This is a genomic window from Dactylosporangium sp. NPDC005555, assembly GCF_040605635.1.
Lineage (GTDB): Bacteria > Actinomycetota > Actinomycetes > Mycobacteriales > Micromonosporaceae > Dactylosporangium.
The window spans coordinates 150,918-166,098 of sequence record NZ_JBEXDG010000007.1; the positions used below are offsets into that span (position 1 = coordinate 150,918).

General features: G+C 74.0%; 17 protein-coding genes. 7 read left to right on the forward strand and 10 right to left on the reverse strand.

Annotated features, from left to right (window positions below; all coding sequences use genetic code 11):
• Positions 1–44 precede the first annotated feature (44 nt).
• Both ABZS58_RS10890 and ABZS58_RS10895 read left to right on the forward strand, forming a co-directional pair.
• On the forward strand, positions 45–713 hold the full coding sequence (locus ABZS58_RS10890) for a VOC family protein (protein ID WP_354779954.1): 669 nt from the start codon (positions 45–47) through the stop codon (positions 711–713).
• Positions 713–1,582 (forward strand): alpha/beta hydrolase, encoded by an 870-nt coding sequence (locus tag ABZS58_RS10895; RefSeq protein ID WP_354779956.1) that lies wholly within the window; start codon positions 713–715, stop codon positions 1,580–1,582. Before ABZS58_RS10890 ends, ABZS58_RS10895 begins: the two co-directional genes overlap by 1 nt.
• 201 nt (positions 1,583–1,783) lie before the next feature.
• Here the strand turns inward: ABZS58_RS10895 and ABZS58_RS10900 are convergent, their stop codons facing one another.
• Together ABZS58_RS10900 and ABZS58_RS10905 are read right to left on the reverse strand one after the other, a co-directional pair.
• A complete protein-coding gene (locus tag ABZS58_RS10900) occupies positions 1,784–2,671 on the reverse strand; it encodes an NAD(P)-dependent oxidoreductase (protein ID WP_354779958.1) in 888 nt (295 codons plus the stop codon).
• Positions 2,668–3,960: an enolase C-terminal domain-like protein gene (locus ABZS58_RS10905; protein ID WP_354779960.1), complete on the reverse strand. Its 1,293-nt coding sequence runs from the start codon at positions 3,958–3,960 to the stop codon at positions 2,668–2,670. Before ABZS58_RS10905 ends, ABZS58_RS10900 begins: the two co-directional genes overlap by 4 nt.
• A gap of 64 nt (positions 3,961–4,024) precedes the next feature.
• Between ABZS58_RS10905 and ABZS58_RS10910 the strand changes: the two genes are divergently transcribed.
• On the forward strand, positions 4,025–4,906 hold the full coding sequence (locus ABZS58_RS10910) for an ROK family protein (protein ID WP_354779962.1): 882 nt from the start codon (positions 4,025–4,027) through the stop codon (positions 4,904–4,906).
• A 17-nt stretch (positions 4,907–4,923) separates the two neighbouring features.
• Here the strand turns inward: ABZS58_RS10910 and ABZS58_RS10915 are convergent, their stop codons facing one another.
• Complete coding sequence (locus ABZS58_RS10915; protein ID WP_354779964.1) at positions 4,924–5,622, reverse strand: copper homeostasis protein CutC; 699 nt, start codon at positions 5,620–5,622, stop codon at positions 4,924–4,926.
• Between the two features lie 157 nt (positions 5,623–5,779).
• Between ABZS58_RS10915 and ABZS58_RS10920 the strand changes: the two genes are divergently transcribed.
• Entirely contained in the window at positions 5,780–6,769 is a 990-nt protein-coding gene (locus ABZS58_RS10920; protein WP_354779966.1) for a LacI family DNA-binding transcriptional regulator, read from the forward strand.
• Positions 6,770–6,809: 40 nt separating this feature from the next.
• A complete protein-coding gene (locus ABZS58_RS10925) occupies positions 6,810–7,742 on the forward strand; it encodes a fatty acid desaturase (RefSeq protein WP_354779968.1) in 933 nt (310 codons plus the stop codon).
• Between the two features lie 67 nt (positions 7,743–7,809).
• On the opposite strand, the gene ABZS58_RS10930 is transcribed toward ABZS58_RS10925, so the two are convergent.
• The gene (locus ABZS58_RS10930) at positions 7,810–8,355 is read right to left on the reverse strand and encodes a hypothetical protein (RefSeq protein ID WP_354779970.1); all 546 of its coding nucleotides are present in this window, start codon (positions 8,353–8,355) and stop codon (positions 7,810–7,812) included.
• A 207-nt stretch (positions 8,356–8,562) separates the two neighbouring features.
• On the opposite strand from ABZS58_RS10930, the gene ABZS58_RS10935 reads away from it, so the two are divergent.
• Entirely contained in the window at positions 8,563–9,291 is a 729-nt protein-coding gene (locus ABZS58_RS10935) for a peptidylprolyl isomerase (protein WP_354779972.1), read from the forward strand.
• A 10-nt stretch (positions 9,292–9,301) separates the two neighbouring features.
• On the forward strand, positions 9,302–9,685 hold the full coding sequence (locus ABZS58_RS10940; RefSeq protein WP_354779974.1) for a VOC family protein: 384 nt from the start codon (positions 9,302–9,304) through the stop codon (positions 9,683–9,685).
• A 3-nt stretch (positions 9,686–9,688) separates the two neighbouring features.
• On the opposite strand, the gene ABZS58_RS10945 is transcribed toward ABZS58_RS10940, so the two are convergent.
• From ABZS58_RS10945 to ABZS58_RS10970, 6 genes are all read right to left on the reverse strand, one after another.
• Positions 9,689–10,675 (reverse strand): CU044_5270 family protein, encoded by a 987-nt coding sequence (locus ABZS58_RS10945; protein WP_354779976.1) that lies wholly within the window; start codon positions 10,673–10,675, stop codon positions 9,689–9,691.
• Complete coding sequence (locus tag ABZS58_RS10950) at positions 10,672–11,184, reverse strand: sigma-70 family RNA polymerase sigma factor (protein ID WP_354779978.1); 513 nt, start codon at positions 11,182–11,184, stop codon at positions 10,672–10,674. Before ABZS58_RS10950 ends, ABZS58_RS10945 begins: the two co-directional genes overlap by 4 nt.
• A gap of 279 nt (positions 11,185–11,463) precedes the next feature.
• Positions 11,464–12,300: a sugar phosphate isomerase/epimerase gene (locus ABZS58_RS10955; RefSeq protein ID WP_354779980.1), complete on the reverse strand. Its 837-nt coding sequence runs from the start codon at positions 12,298–12,300 to the stop codon at positions 11,464–11,466.
• Positions 12,297–13,412, reverse strand: coding sequence for a Gfo/Idh/MocA family oxidoreductase (locus tag ABZS58_RS10960; RefSeq protein ID WP_354779982.1), 1,116 nt, complete (start codon positions 13,410–13,412; stop codon positions 12,297–12,299). Before ABZS58_RS10960 ends, ABZS58_RS10955 begins: the two co-directional genes overlap by 4 nt.
• Positions 13,409–14,266 (reverse strand): carbohydrate ABC transporter permease, encoded by an 858-nt coding sequence (locus ABZS58_RS10965; protein WP_354779984.1) that lies wholly within the window; start codon positions 14,264–14,266, stop codon positions 13,409–13,411. Before ABZS58_RS10965 ends, ABZS58_RS10960 begins: the two co-directional genes overlap by 4 nt.
• Positions 14,256–15,179 carry a sugar ABC transporter permease gene (locus ABZS58_RS10970; RefSeq protein WP_354779986.1) on the reverse strand — a complete coding sequence of 308 codons (924 nt, stop codon included), beginning with the start codon at positions 15,177–15,179 and terminating at the stop codon, positions 14,256–14,258. Before ABZS58_RS10970 ends, ABZS58_RS10965 begins: the two co-directional genes overlap by 11 nt.
• Positions 15,180–15,181: the final 2 nt, after the last annotated feature.

Consider the following 15,181-nt stretch of genomic DNA (forward strand, 5'->3'; position numbering starts at 1 on the left):
ATATGGTCCGTGTTCCTCGGGGAACAGCCGCTAGATTTGGCCGGATGAACCGGCAGGAGATCAGCGACGCCGTCGTCGACGTCGGATGGCGGTACATCCTGACCACCCTCATGACCACGGTCCCGGTCGGATCGGTCGGGCAGGCCGCCGAGGTCGCGGCCAGGTGCACGGCGGTCGCCGGCGACGACGCCGACCGGCATCTGTCGCTGGACCTGCGCGCCGGCCAGGTCCTGCTCAGCCTGCAGAGCATCGCCGAAGGGCGGGTGTCGGAGCGGGACATCGAGCTCGCCCGGGCGCTGACCGGGTCGCTGCGGGAGATCGGCCTCGCCACCGTCCCCGCCGCGGGCCGGCCGGTGCAGCTCATCGAGCTCGCCGTCGACGCCGTGAACATCCCGGCCGTCCGGCCGTTCTGGAAAGCGGTCCTCGGCTACGGCGACGACCCCGCCGAGGCCGGCGACCCGAGCGGCGCGATCACCGACCCGCACCGGCTCGGGCCCGCCGTCTGGTTCCAGCAGATGGACACGGCGCGCGTCGAACGCAACCGGATCCACCTCGACATCAGCGTCCCGCACGACGCCGCGGCGCAGCGGATCGCCGACGCGCTCGCCGCCGGCGGCGTCCTGCTGTCGGCGGCGGCCGCGCCCGCCTACTGGATCCTCGCCGACGTCGAGGGCAACGAGGTCTGCGTCACCACCTGGCAGGGCCGCGACTGATGCCCGGCAGCGACCGCTTCGCCGACGAGGTCATCGCGGCGATGGTCGGGTCGTCGCGTGGCCCGCGGGTGCCGGCCGGCCCGCCGGTGAGTGTCGCCGAGCTGCGCCGGGGTGGCGCCGAGCGCGCCGCCCTGCGCCCACCCGGTCCGGCCGTGCCGGTCGAGGACGGCACCATCGGCGGTGTCCGGATCCGCCGGTACGGCCGCGCCGGCCCGGGCACGATCGTCTTCGCGCACGGCGGCGGCTTCGTCCTGGGCGACCTCGGCACCCATGACGCCTTCGCCCGGCGGATCGCCGCCGCCACCGGACGGACCGTCGTCGCCGTGGACTACCGGCGGGCCCCGGAGCACCCGTTCCCGGCCGCGCTCGACGACGTCCTCACCGTCCTCGACGCGCAACCGCCGGGGCCCCTCGCGGTCGCCGGGGACTCGGCCGGTGGGTTCCTCGCGATCCTGGCGGCCCTCGCGCGCCGGGACAGGGTCGACGCGCAGCTGCTCGTCTGCCCCGTCGCCGAGCTCGCCCTGGACGAGGAGGCAGGCGGCAGCGTCGCGGAGAAGGGCACCGGATACACCCTGGAGGTCGCCGAGCTCCGCGAGTGGATCGGCTGGTGGGCGCCGCACACCGCACCCGACCCGCTGACCGCCGACCTCACCGGGATGCCGCCCGCGCTGGTCGTCACCGCGGAACACGACCCGCTGCGCGACGGCGGCGACCGGTACGCGGCGCGGCTCACGGCGGCCGGGGCCCTCGTCGTCCACCGGACGGAGCGGGGACACGTGCACAACTTCCCGCAGTCGGCGCACCACTCCCCCGCCTGCGCGGCGGCCGACGCCCGCTGGCTCGGCGACGCCGCCGGGCTGCTGCGGTGACCCGCCTGGACCGCCACGAGCGGGTGTCCTCCCGGCTGACGCCGCTCAGCGACACACGGGGATCGCCGCGCTCGTCCTGCGCGGGGAGGCGCCGTTCCTGGGCCCGCCCGCGGCCGGCGTCGTGATGCGGCGGTACGCGCAGCGGGCCCTCGTGACGACCGCGTTCTTCCACGCCCTGGTCACGTCGGCGAAGACGACGCCCTACCCGGTGATGTGACGCTTCGGGACGAACCCGAGGAGCCGCTCGGCGGCGCTCGTGTCGATCGGGACGCGGCGGCCCGGGATCGGCGTCCTGACCGGCACGCCCGGGTGGTGGGTGGCGATGAGCTGCTCGGTCGGCTCGTCGCAGAAGGTCTCCGGCGCGGCGACGAAGCACCGGTGGAAGCCGGTCAGCGGCACCGACGCGGCCAGCCAGGCGGCCTCGGCCGCGTCGTCGACGTGCAGGTAGGCCCACGAGTTCCGGGCGCCCTTGCCCGGGTCGGCGCGCAGGTCGGCGGCGGCCGCGGTGAGCCTCGCCGTGTCGCCGGTGAACGGGAAGCGCAGCGCGACGACGTCCATGCCGTCGCGGCGGTGGACCATCTCGCCGGTGAGCTCGTCGACGAGCTTCGACAGCGCGTACGGGTCCTCGATCTGCGGCGGGGTCGCCTCGTCGACCGGGTAGTGCGGCGGGTGCAGGTCGTGCGGCGAGAACGGCATGCCGAGCAGCGCGTAGCTGCTGGCCAGGACGGCTCTGCGCACGCCGCGGCGGGCGGCCTCGTCGAGCACCACGAACGTCGCCCGGGTGTTGCCGGCGAACACGTCCAGGGCGCTGCCGAGGGTCGGCGCGGGGATCGCCGCCAGGTGGATGACGGCGTCGGCGCCGCCGCGGAACGCCTCCGCCACGACGCCCGGGTCGCCGGCCGACCCGACGACGACCTCGACGCCGCCGGTGCTCGAGGCCGCGTCGCCGCCGGTACCGACGCCGCCGGCGACGTCAGGGAAGGCGACCGGCTCCAGGGAGAGGGCGACGACGTCGACGCCCTCGGTCCGCAGGCGGGCGACCGTGGCACGGCCGATGTTGCCGCCGGCGCCGGTGACGACGATCCTCACGGTGCCTCCAGCGCGCCGTCCGGGCGGCGGACGACGGCCGCCCAGCGGTCGAAGAGGAACTTCGTCGGCGGGTACTTCGCCGCCTCGACCTCGTCGACGTCGACGCCCCAGCCGGGCCGGTCCGACGGGTACATGTAGCCCTTGACCACGTCGGGGCAGCCGGGGAACACGTCGTGGGTGGCCTCGTTGTACTCGTGCGACTCCTGGAACCCGAACGCGTGGCTGGAGATGTCGACGGCCAGGTTCGCGGCGACGCCGACCGGCGACACGTCCGCCGGGGAGTGGAACGCGGTCCGCACCCCGCACAGCTCCGCCAGGGCGGCCAGCTTCCGGGTCGGGGTGAGCCCGCCGACCGCCGACGTGTGCAGCCGGATGAGGTCGACGCCGCCGTCCCTGATCAGCCGGGCCGCGTCGGCGACCGAGCTGACCTGCTCGCCGACCGCGAGCGGCACCGGCGAGGCGGCGCGGATCTCCGGCAGCCGGTCGTAGAGCTCCGACGGGATCGGGTCCTCCAGGAACGACAGCCCATAGGGCTCCAGGGCGCGGGCGAGGACGACCGCCTGCTTCGGGGTGAGGCGGCTGTGCACGTCGTGCATGAGGTTGACGACGGTGCCGAGCCGGTCGCGGGCCGCCTCGAACAGCGACGGGGTGCCGCGCAGGTAGCGCTCCGGGTCCCAGCCGTCCGGGTTCGGCGAGTCCGGGTAGTGCCCGCCGGTGCCGGCGGCGCCGTAGCTGCCGAGGCCCGGCTCCGCGCGTTGCAGGCGGATGCAGCGGTACCCCTCGGCGATGAGCCGCTCCGCCTCGTCGAGGACCGCACCGGTGCCGGCGCCGGACGCGTGCGTGTAGACCTCGACGCCGCCCCGGACGCGCCCGCCGAGCAGCTCGTGCACCGGCAGCCCGGCCCGCTTCCCGGCGATGTCCCACAGCGCCTGGTCCAGCCCCGACAGGGCGTTGTTGAGGACCGGCCCGTTGCGCCAGTACGACGAGAAGTGCACCAGCCGGGTGATGTCCTCGATGTCCGCCGGGTGCCGGCCGACCGCGAGGGGCCCGACGTGCTCCGTCACGGCCGCCGCCACCGCCGCGTAGCGCTGGGTGAAGGTTGCGCAGCCCAGCCCATACAGGCCCGGCTCGGACGTCTCGACCTTGACGACGACGAGCGGCAGGCCCTCCGGCGCCGTCACGATCGGCCGGACCGCGGTGATCCTGAGCGCGTCGCGGGCCGGCCACGGCGGCACGGACTCGGGCAGCCCGCCACCAGGCCCCAGCAACCGGTCCGGGTCGTGATCCACGGGCTTCCCCCTTCGGCGGTGGTCGCTCATGATCCGTCGATCATGGGTGCGATAACGTTACGCCGTGCACGCAGACTCCCGCCCGGTTTGGGTCCTCGAGATCGGGGGCAGCCACGTCACATCCGCCGGTGTGCTGCTGGACGACCGGAAGGTGATCCAGCGGCAACGCCACCCCCTCGACCCCGCGCTGCCCGCCGACGGCATCGTCGACGCCCTCGCCGGCGCCGCGAAGCTGCTCGACCCGCACCCCGGCGACCGCTGGGCGGTGGCGATGCCCGGCCCGTTCGACTACCGCACCGGCGTCTCCCTGCACGCCGGCGTCGGCAAGTTCGACAGCCTCCGCGGCGTCGACCTGCGCGCGGCCCTCGGCTCCGCGATCCCGGCCGCCCCCGACGCGTTCACCTTCGTCAACGACGCCGACGCGTTCCTCCTCGGCGAATGGGTCGACGGGGCCGCCAAGGGCGCCGCCCGCTGCGTCGCCATCACCCTCGGCACCGGCATCGGCTCCGCCTGGCTCGCCGACGGCAGCGTGGTCACCACCGGCCCGACCGTCCCCCCGGACGGCGAGGTGCACTTCTGCACCATCGACGGGGTCGAGCTGGAGGACGTCGTCTCCGATCGTGCGCTGATCCGCGCGTACCGCGCCGCGACCGGCGTCGACGTGGACGGCATGCGCGGCCTGGCCACCCGGGCCCGCGAGCTGGACGCCGCCGCGCAGATGGTCATCGACACCGCGTTCGGCGCGCTCGGCCTGCTGCTGACCGACTGGCTGACCCGCTTCGACGCCGAGGTGGTGGTGTTCGGCGGCTCGATGACCGGCGCCTGGGACCTGATCGAGCCGGCCCTCGCCCTGCACCTGCCGGCCCGCCCCGTCTCCGACACGGAGCACGCCGCCCTGATCGGCGCCGCCTGGGCCGCCGCCCACCCCACCGCCGCGCAGTACTGAGGCCTGTTTCCTCCGGATCACGGTCGGCCGGTGGGAGCGCGGCCCAGGGTGAGCTTGAGGTCGTGCACGAGGGCGGGGTCCACGGGGCCGGTCCAGGCGCCGGCCTCGCGGACCGCGGTGCCCGAGTGGAAGGCGGTGACACCGGCCGCCCGCAAAAGGGCGATGTGCTCGTGCCGCAGGCCGCCTCCCGCGAGCAGCGCGGGCCTGGCAGGGGCCTCGGCGAGGAGCGCGGCCAGGCCGTCGCGCAGGCCGGCCGGGGCGCCCGAGGTGAGGACGGCGTCGAGGCCGGGCAGGCCGGTGAGCGCCGCCCAGGCGGCGGGCCGGTCGGTGGTGTGGTCGATCGCGCGGTGGAAGGTCCAGGGGGCGCCGTCGAGGACCGCCAGGAGCTCCAGGACCGCCGGCAGGTCGACCGTCGCGGCAGGGGTGAGGAAGCCGAGGACGAACTCGGTGGCGCCCGCCGCCCGCAGGTCCTTCGCGGTGCGGCGCAAGGGGCCGAGGTCGCCGGCGGTGAAGTCCGCGCGGGTCCGCAGCATCACGCGGACGGGGAGGTCGGTGGCGGCCCGGACGGCGGCGACGGTCGAAGGGGCCGGACTGAGACCGGCGGCGGCCATGTCGCTGACGAGTTCGAGGCGGTCGGCCCCGCCGTCGCGGGCGTGCCGCGCGTCGGTGGCGTCCAGCGCGATGACCTCCAGCAGCGGCGTGATCATGTCCTTCATCGTGCCAGCGTGACCCGCGGGCAGCCCGGAGCCGCCGGGGCGGAGTGTCGGAGAACACCGCGCCGGGTGCGGTAGGCGCGCATGCGGGTGTCGGAGAACCCCGCGCTGTTCGTGCGCGAGATTCGCAATGCGTTCGGCGGAAAAATAGACTGAAACGATGCAACACAAACGGCCCACCCTCGACGACGTCGCGCAGGCCGCCGGGGTGTCCCGGGCCACCGTCTCGCGCGTCATCAACGGCAACCCGCGCGTCGCCGCCGACGTCCGCGAGCAGGTGGACCGGGCCGTCGAGCGGCTCGGCTACCGGCCCGACCCGGTCGCCCGCGCCCTCGCCCGGGGGCACGGCGACGTCGTCGAGCTCATCGTCATCGACGACGAGCCGACCTGCTTCGGCACCAACCCCTACTACGGGCGGGTCGTCGCCGGGATCGTCGACGGGCTGCGGCAGTCCGACGCGCAGATGCGGGTCCACGTCGTCGGGCAGGCCGACGCGCCGCGGCTGCTCGACCGGATCGCGCACACCGTGAGCGCCGGCGCCATCCTGGTCAACGTGCCGCCGGCGCTCGCCGCCGCGTTCCACGCGATCTGCCCGCGGGTCGTGTCGATGAGCCGGACCGAGCCGCCGGTGCCCTCGATCGTGCCGGACAACACCACCGGCGCCTATGAGGCCGTGCGGCTGCTGCACCGCAACGGGCGCAAGCGGATCGCGGTCGTGCCCGGGCCGGCGCACAACAGCGACGCCGCCGACCGCCGCGCCGGGTATCTCGCCGCGGTCCGCGACGCCGGGCTCGACCCGATCAGCGGCGACGCCGGCTGGTTCAGCCGCGAGTCGGGCGCGGCGACGACCCGGCAGCTGCTCGCCACGCACCCGGACCTCGACGCGCTGTTCGTCGCGTGCGACCTGATGGCGTCCGGGGCGCTGCAGGTCCTCGCCGCGGCGGGGCGCCGGGTGCCGCAGGACGTCGCGGTCATCGGCTTCGACGACAGCCTCATCGCCACGTGCACGACGCCGCCGCTGACCACGGTGCGCCAGCCGGTCGAGGAGATGGCCGCGGCCGCGACCCGGGCGCTGGTCGCCGGCGAGGTCGGCAGCGGTTGGCACACCACGTTCCCGGCCACACTGACCGTCCGCGACAGTTCAGGCTGAGTTCTCCCGCCCGTTTTCACCTCGGGGCTACGGTGCGGGCATGGCTGCCCGTCAGACATTGATCTCGGGGGTACTGACCACCGCCGCCGCCGGCACGCTCGTGCTGCAACTGCTGATCCTGCCGGTGTGGCTGCTGCCCGCCGACCCGCGCTGGGGCTGGCTGCTCGTCCCCGTCGTGCTCACCACCGTGCCGCTGTGGTCGCTCATCCACGAGGGCATCCACGGCACCCTGCTGCGCGACCGGCCGTGGAACGACCTGCTCGGCCGCGTCCTCGCCACCGGGTACGGCGCCCCCTTCACGTTGCTCAAGGCCGGGCATCTGCTGCACCACCGGTACAGCCGGACCCGCCGCGAACGGACCGAGGTCTACGACCCGGCGGTCACCACGTGGCTCGCCGCCGCGCGCACCTACTACCCGCGCCTGCTCGGCGGCCTCTACCTGGTGGAGGCCGCGTCGGTGGTGCTCGCCGTCGTGCCCGCCGCCGGGTGGCGGTGGCTGGTGCGCCGCACCGACTCCCTCGACTCCGTCACCGGCCTGCTCTTCGAGCGGGTGTCGCGGCGCGAGCACCTGCGCCGCTTCCGCCTCGAGTCGGTCGCCGTGGTCCTCACGTACGCCGGCTCCGCCGCCGGCTACGGCCGGCACCTCTGGATGCTCGCCGTCGCCGTCGGCGGGCGGGCGCTGCTGGTGTCGCTCGCCGACAACGCCTACCACTACCGGACGCGGCTCGAGAAGCCCTTGGAGGCGATGAACCTGCGGCTGTCCCGGCCGATGGAGCTGTTCGTCCTCGCGTTCAACCTGCACAGCGTGCACCACCGGCACCCCGGGCTGCACTGGCACGAGCTGCGCGCCGCCTTCCACGCCGACGGCGACGAATGGCACCTGGGCTGGGCGACCGCGGTGGCCCGCCAGCTGCGCGGCCCGGTGCCGGCGCCGGCGCTGCTCGAGCCGGAGCGGTGCACCCCGGCCCGCTGACGAGCCCGCCGGTCCCCTTCGGGCCGCCGGTCCTCCGCGGGCCGCCGGGACGGCGAGGCTGGCGTGGTCACGCCGTGCGGGTCCCCGGCGCCGGTGCCGGGTGGGCGCCCCGGGCCCGCACGTCGCGCCCGGAATGCCCGGGCCGGTCTGCGTGCTGGACCCGGGCGCCCCACGGTGCCGGGCGCGGCTGCAGCGCCGCCATGTCGCCGCCGGCGTCGAGCGCCAGCGTCCGACCGCCCCGGACACTGCGGGTGCCGGCCACCACGAGCGCCGCCGGCACGGCTTCCAGGAAGCGTTCCAGGTTGTAATGGCATTCCCTGGCGCGCAGATAGGAACGACTGGACATCCCGACCGTCGTCCCGTCGACCTCGGCGCGCCAGACCCACTGCCCGTTGGACTCGACGGCGGCGACCGTGCTGCGCACGCCGGCGAACCCGTCCCGCAGGCTCAGCACCGCGTCGCGGCACGCGCCGTAGGTGTCGAACGTCCGTGCCGCTCTGCCCAGCGGCCGGTTGTTCGGCGACACCAGCATCCAGGTGGTGGCCTCCGCCGCCGTGCCGTCACCGGTGGCTGCCGAGGCCAGCGCTAAGAAGACGAACCTCGATTGGTGCACCCGCTGCTCCCTCACCCGCAAGGAACGCCCACTTCCTGGGACACACGCTCGGGACGCCGTATGACCAACATGACCGGCCGTACGCGCACGCCGGACATGCAGGAGATGAACAACGACTGCCATGCCGCCGATCCGGGCGCAAAAGGGCATTGGCCTTGACGTGGGACATCATCATCCGTTAGACCCTTTAAAGATTCTCGAACTTCGATGGAGGACACCGTGGTCCGGACCCGTGCCGTCATGGTCATGCTCGCCGTGGCCGTCTCCGCCCTCGCCGTCGCACCAGCCCCCGCCGCGGCGGGAGGACCGCCCGGCGGGCCGACGAGCGGGCCGTGCGCGTACACGCCGACCCCCGACGACCCGGCGGTCCGGCCGGTGCCGCTGCCCAGGGACCCCCGGCACACGCCGTCGCGCGGCACGGTCACCGTCACGCTCGTCACCAACCTGGGCCTGATCCCGCTGACGCTGGACCGGGCGCAGGCGCCCTGCACGGTGCAGAGCTTCCTGCACCTGACCCGGCACGGGTTCTACAACCGCACGATCTGCCACCGGCTGACGACGTACCCGACGCTGAAGGTCCTGCAGTGCGGCGACCCGTCGGGCACTGGCGAGGGCGGGCCGGGCTACAGGTACAAGGACGAACTGCCGACCGGCCTGCCGCCGGCGCCGACCGACCCGACCGGCGCCCGCAAGGTCTACGCCCGCGGCGTGCTCGCCATGGCCAACGCCGGCCCGGACACCAACGGCAGCCAGTTCTTCCTCGTCTTCGCCGACTCGGCGCTGCGCCCCAACTACACGATCTTCGGTAGCGTCCGCCCGCTCGGCCTGCACACCCTGGACCGGGTCGCGGCCGGCGGCGTCGCCCCCACCGAGGACGACCCGGCCCCGGTCGACGGCGCCCCCGCCCTGCGCACCTCGATCCTGCTGGCGCTGTAAATTCGGCGCCGTGGCGCATTTCAGCAGGCTGTACACGATCGTCCTCGACGTGCCCGCCGACGACGAGGACACGACCGTCACGTTCTGGCGGGGCGCGCTCGGCGCCCCGCTGGAGCGGGTCACGAAATATCCGGACTTCCACGGCGCCGTGGTCCCGCGGCACGACCTGCTGCTGCTCACCCAGCGGCTCGGTGACGGCGCGCCCCGCGTGCACGTCGACATCCACACGGACGACCTCGACGCCGAGGTCGCCCGCCTGGAGTCGCTCGGCGCCACCCGGGTCGAGCGTCAGGACCGCTGGTGGGTCATGCGGGACCCGGCGGGCATCACGTTCTGCGTCGTGCTGGACCGCCCCGGCATCCTCAACGACGGCAACGCCACCCGCTGGGACTGACCGTCACGCTGAGGGCCGCTCGTCGGTGAAGCCCCGCTCCAGGAACACCGCGCTCCAGATGGTGCCGGTGTCGTCGGTGTACCCGGCGGCGAGGACGTCGCCGGTCGCGGGGTCGACGAGGACGGACTGGGCGCCGCTGTCGCCGGGGCTCGGCTGCGGTCCGGCGCCGACCGGTGCGGTGACGACGACGCCGGTCCGCCCGCTCGGGTCGGTCTGCTCGCCGGCGCAGGCGACGCCGTCGGTGCGGGCGAGGAACCGCAGCAGCGCGGCCCGGTGCGGCAGGTCCAGCACACGGGCCTGGACGAGGCCGGTGACGCCGTTGACCGCCTGCGACGGGCCGTTCTCCCGCGGCCGATACAGCGCGTCGGCCATCGCCGCCGGGTCCGCGGCCGGGATCTCCTGGCGGCTGACCTCGCCGGCGGGCTGGTCCTCCATGGTGGTGCCGAGCTCGGGCAGCCTCCCGGGGTTGTCGCGGAAGAAGGTCCTGGACGTCTCGTCGGGGTAGGTCGGCTGCTGGGTAACCGTCCGCACCCGCCGGGAGCCGTCGGCGGCCGTCCATGTGGACCGCTCCACCATGTAGGTCACGTTCGCGAACTTCCCGTTCTGCATCTGGACCGTGCCGCCGCTCATCGACGAGGTCCGCAGGTACTCGTAGGCGCCCCTGGAGGTGTCGTACGGCGCGGCCCCGGCACCGTCGGCGAGCCGGTCCACGCAGCCCGTCGCGACGCTCGGCGCGGGCACCGCCGGGACGGGCGCGGGTAGCGGCGAGCCGCGCAGCAGGACGGCGGTCGTGCCGGTGACCGCGCCGACGGCGACGATCGCGGCGGCCGCGAGCAGGACCCGGCGCCGGCCGCGGGCAGGGCCGTCGAGGTCGTAGCTGGTGACGTCGTGCGACGCGCGGCGCAGCAGCGCCTCCACGTCGCCGGGGGCGACCGGCACGCCACGGGCCGGGTCGGTGGCGGTCAGCTGGTCAAGAATCCGCTCGGTCATCGGGTGCCTCCCACACGGGCCGGGGTTGACGTGCCGGCGAGCAGCTCGGCGAGGCGCCGGCGGGCGCGGTGCAGGCGCACCTTCGCGGCGGTGACGCCGCAGCCGAGGACGAGCGCGGCCTCACCGACGGCCAGCTGCTCCCACGCGACGAGCCGCAGGATCTCCTGGTCGTCGTCGGACAGCCTGATCAGCGCCGCCCGCACGTCGAGCAGGTCGGTGACCCCGTCGTGCCGGTCGGCGGCGGGATGCTCGCGCAGCTCGCCCGGCGGCGGTGCGGCCCGCTGCGCCCGCCAGTGGTTCGCGAGCAGGCGGCGGGCCACACCGTACAGCCACGGCAGCGCCTGCGACGGCACGTCCCAGCGGCGGCGCCAGGCGACCAGGAAGACCTCCTGGGCCAGCTCCTCCGCCGCGGCGGTGCCGTCGAGCCGGCGCAGGCCGTAGCGCACGACGTCGGCGTAGTGCCGGGCGTACACGGCCCGGAACCAGCCGGTGTCACGATCGTCGTCCATACCCCGTTCTATGTCGGCCCCGTCGCCAGGGTTACAGCAGCCTGGCGCAAATCTCATGATCCGGAAGACTTCTAGTCGCCAGAGCAGCAAAAAGTCTTCCGGATCACGAAAAGCGCGGCGGGGTCCCCCGGGATGCCACGCGCATGCGTGTGAGGCTGCCGCGCAAGCCGGCAGTGCGTCGCGGAGCGGCGCATTGGGGGGCTCCGGGGGTGAGAATCCCCCCGGTGGGACCCGCGCGAAGCGTGGGGCAGCGAGCTATCGCCGAAGGCGAAAGGCGGGTTACAGCAGGCTTCGCAGGTATTCGAGGTTGTCGGCGGTCCGCTCCTCCAGGGGCACGGCGGTGGAGAAGTCCTCCAGGGTGACCCACCCGTCGTAGCCGTGCGCGGCGAGCGCGGCGAGGTAGCGGCCGACGTGCGCCTGCCCGGTCCGCAGCGGCGCCCAGTCGTGGGCCCACGTGACGGTGCCGTCGGCGGCGGTGTCCACCGGCTTCCAGGCGACGTTCTTGACGTGGACGTGCTGCAGGTAGGGCCCGAGCAGCTCGAACGCGGCGCGGTGGTCCTCGTGTCCCTCGATGACGAGGTTGCCGAGGTCGTGGATGACGCCGACGTGCCGCGGGTCGAGGCCGTCGACGAGACGCATCGCGGCGGACGCCGACGACACGATCGTCTCGTGGTGCAGCTCGACCAGGATGGTGACGCCGTGCCGCTCGGCGAGCCCCGTGGCCCATTCGAGGTCCTTGCGGGCGGCGTCGAACAGGTCGGGGTAGCGGCCGGTCGACAGCAGCGGCATCGTGACCCGGACCCGCCCGGCGCCGAGGACGGCGGTCGCGGCGAGGAGCCGGGCGACGTCGTCGTGCTCGAAGCTGCGCGCATAGCCGCCGATGCCGGAGTACGCGAGGCCCGCGCCGCGGGTGAGCGCGGCGATCTCCGGCAGGACCGCCTCCAGCCCGGTCAGCGGCCAGGTGGCCCGGTTGCCCTTCCAGAAGCCGGGCTCGTCCGAGGGGTCCTGGTCGACGATGCGCCATTCGACGCCGTCCCAGCCCTGGGCGGCGAGCTGCCGCACGACCTCCTCCGGGGTCCAGTCCGGGGTCGACGCGGTGAAGACCGAGAACCTCACGCCTGCTCCTCAGGGGAAGTAGTGACGACGGGCTGCACGTCGTCGTGGACGCCGTCGAGGACCTGGTCGAACAGGACGGGACGGCCGAGGGTGGCCGCGACGTAGACGGCCCGCACCGTGGCGAGGGCGAGCAGCCCGTCGGCGACCCGGACGCCCGGCGGGCGGCGCCCGTCGATGGCCGCGACGAGGTCCTCGTACTGGCGCAGATGCCCGAGCACGAACCCATCCGCCGGCTTCGCGGCCCCGAACACGTCAGAGGGCCCGACCAGCGATGCGGCCGTTTCCGGCGAACCGGCCGAGGAGAAGTACTCCAGCTGGTCGTCGTGCAGGACGGCGGAGCCGCGGGTGCCGTGCAGCTGGAGCCGGACCGGCAGCCCCGGGTGGGCGCTGGTGCTGGCGTGCAGGACGGCGAGGGCGCCGCCGGCGAAGCGGAGGGTGGCGACGGCGAGGTCCTCGACCTCGATCCGCTCGTGCGCGATGCGGGTGGTGCGGGCGGTGACCTCGACGGGCGGGCCGAGCAGTGCCAGCATCTGGTCGACGAGGTGGATGCCCTGGTTGGCGACCGCGCCGCCACCGTCGAACTCCCACGTGCCGCGCCAGTCGGCGGAGTCGTAGTACGCCTGGTCCCGCCACCACGGCATGGACACGACCGCGGACGTGAGCCGCCCGAGCCGGCCCTCCCGCACCGCCCGCTGCACGGCGACCATCGCCGGGTCGAAGCGGTGCTGGCTGACGACGGCGCAGACCAGCCCGCGGGACTCGGCCTCGAGCGCGACCTTCGCGAACGCCCGGGCCTTGGGCAGCGACACGTCGAGGGGCTTCTCCACGAGGAGGTGCGCGCCGGCCCGCAGGGTCTGCTCGGCGGCCTCGACGTGCAGCCCGCTGGGGGTGCAGATCGCCACGAGGTCCACCGGTACCGCGGCCAGGGCGTCGCCCAGGGTGCGATGACACGAAGGAGCGGGATTGATTTTCAAAGCGAGGGCCGTGTTCGCGGCGTCGACCGCGTCCACCAGGGCCACGATCCGCAGCCGCGGATGACGCAGGATCGCGTCGGCGTGGTTGCCGCCGATGATCCCGCTGCCGACGATCGCCACGTTGATCAGGTCTGTCATTTCACTCCCCCGGCCGTCAGGCCGCCGACCAGGAACCGCTGGAACACGAGGTACAACACCACCACCGGCAGCGCGCAGATCAGCGCGGAGGCCATCAGCTGCCCGTAGATCGGGATGGCGCCGCCCTCCTGGGTGGCACCGAACACCTGCAGGGCCACCGCGACCGTGCGGCTGTCCGGGTTGGTCATCACGGACGCGAACAGCACGTCGTTCCACCCCAGCAGGAACGCGAAGATGCTGGCCACGACGAGGCCGGGCCAGCTGAGCGGGATGATGACCGAGCGCAGGATCCGCCAGGAGGAGGCACCGTCGAGACGGGCGGCCTCGTCGAGCTCGGCGGGCAGCCCGCGCAGGTAGGTCACCATCACCCATGTCGAGAACGGCAGCGCGAACGTGAGGTAGGTGACGAACAGCGCCCACCGGGTGCCGATGACCTGCACGCCGAGCACCGCCGACAGGTTCGCGAACAGGACGAACACCGGCAGCAGCATCAGCGTGCCCGGGATCGACTGCAGCGCCAGGAGGCCGCGCAGGATGAGGCCGCGGCCGAGGAACTGGAAGCGGACCAGGACGTAGGCGGTGGCGACGGCGACGACCGCGGACACGACGGCCACGCTGCCGGCGACGACGACACTGTTCATCAGGCCCGCGCCGAGGTCGACGGTCGACCAGATCTTCACGTAGTTGTCGGGATGGAAGCTGGTGGGCCAGAACGCGCCGCGGGCGACCTCGAGATCGTCGTTGACGGACGCGAACAGCATGTACAGGATCGGGGTGAGCACGAAGACGAGCAGCACCCCGATCACCGCCACCTGCACCCCCCGTGGGAGCAGCCTCTGGACGTCAGTTCTCATGCTGGTTCAGCCTCACCGCGCGCAGGTACACCGACAGCGGGATCGCGACCAGGACCAGCGACAGCACGGCCATGGCGGCGCTCAGCCCGAAGCGGAAGTTCTGGAAGCTCTCCACGTAGGTCAGCACCGGCAGCACCTCGACGTCGTGCGGGGCGGGCACGCCGAACAGCACGTACGGCAGCGTGAAGCTGTTGAGGTTGTGCAGGAACGCGATGATCAGCGCCAGGGCCAGGACGCCGCGCAGGTGCGGGAACACCACGTAGCGCAGCTTCGCCCACCACCCGGCGCCGTCGAGCGCGGCCGCCTCGTGCACCTCGTCGCTGATGCTCTGCAGGCCCGACGCGGCCAGGAGGTACAGCAGCGGCCATGACGTCCACAGCTGCACGACGACGAGCGTCCAGTAGCTGTCGGGGCCGTTGAGCCACAGGTGCTGCTCGCCGAGGACGGCGTTGGCGGGGCCGGCCGGCATGAGGATCGTGCGCCACACGGTGCCGACGACGAACGCCGGCAGCACGTACGGGATCAGGAACGCCGAGCGCACGAGGGCCCGGCCCTTGAAGCGCTGCTGCGTGGCGAGCGCCGCGGCGAGACCGACCGGCAGGGTCGCCAGGGTGACCAGCGCCGAGTAGCCGACGGACACCCAGATGGCGTGCGGCAGCGGCGTGTCGGTGACCGCCTCGACGTAGTTGTCGATCGCGATGAACGGGGCGCCGGTCCATTCGCGCAGCGTGTACTGGTCGAGGTCGAGCAGCGACACGGTGAGGGCGACGCCGAGCGGCACCAGGATGACCAGGACGAGCAGCACGCCGCCCGGCGCCAGCATCCACAGCGGGCGGTGCCGGCTCCGGCGGCGGGCCGGCGGCCCGGGCTTGGTGTCCCGGGCCGCCGGCGGTGCGACGGTTTCGATCGCCATGA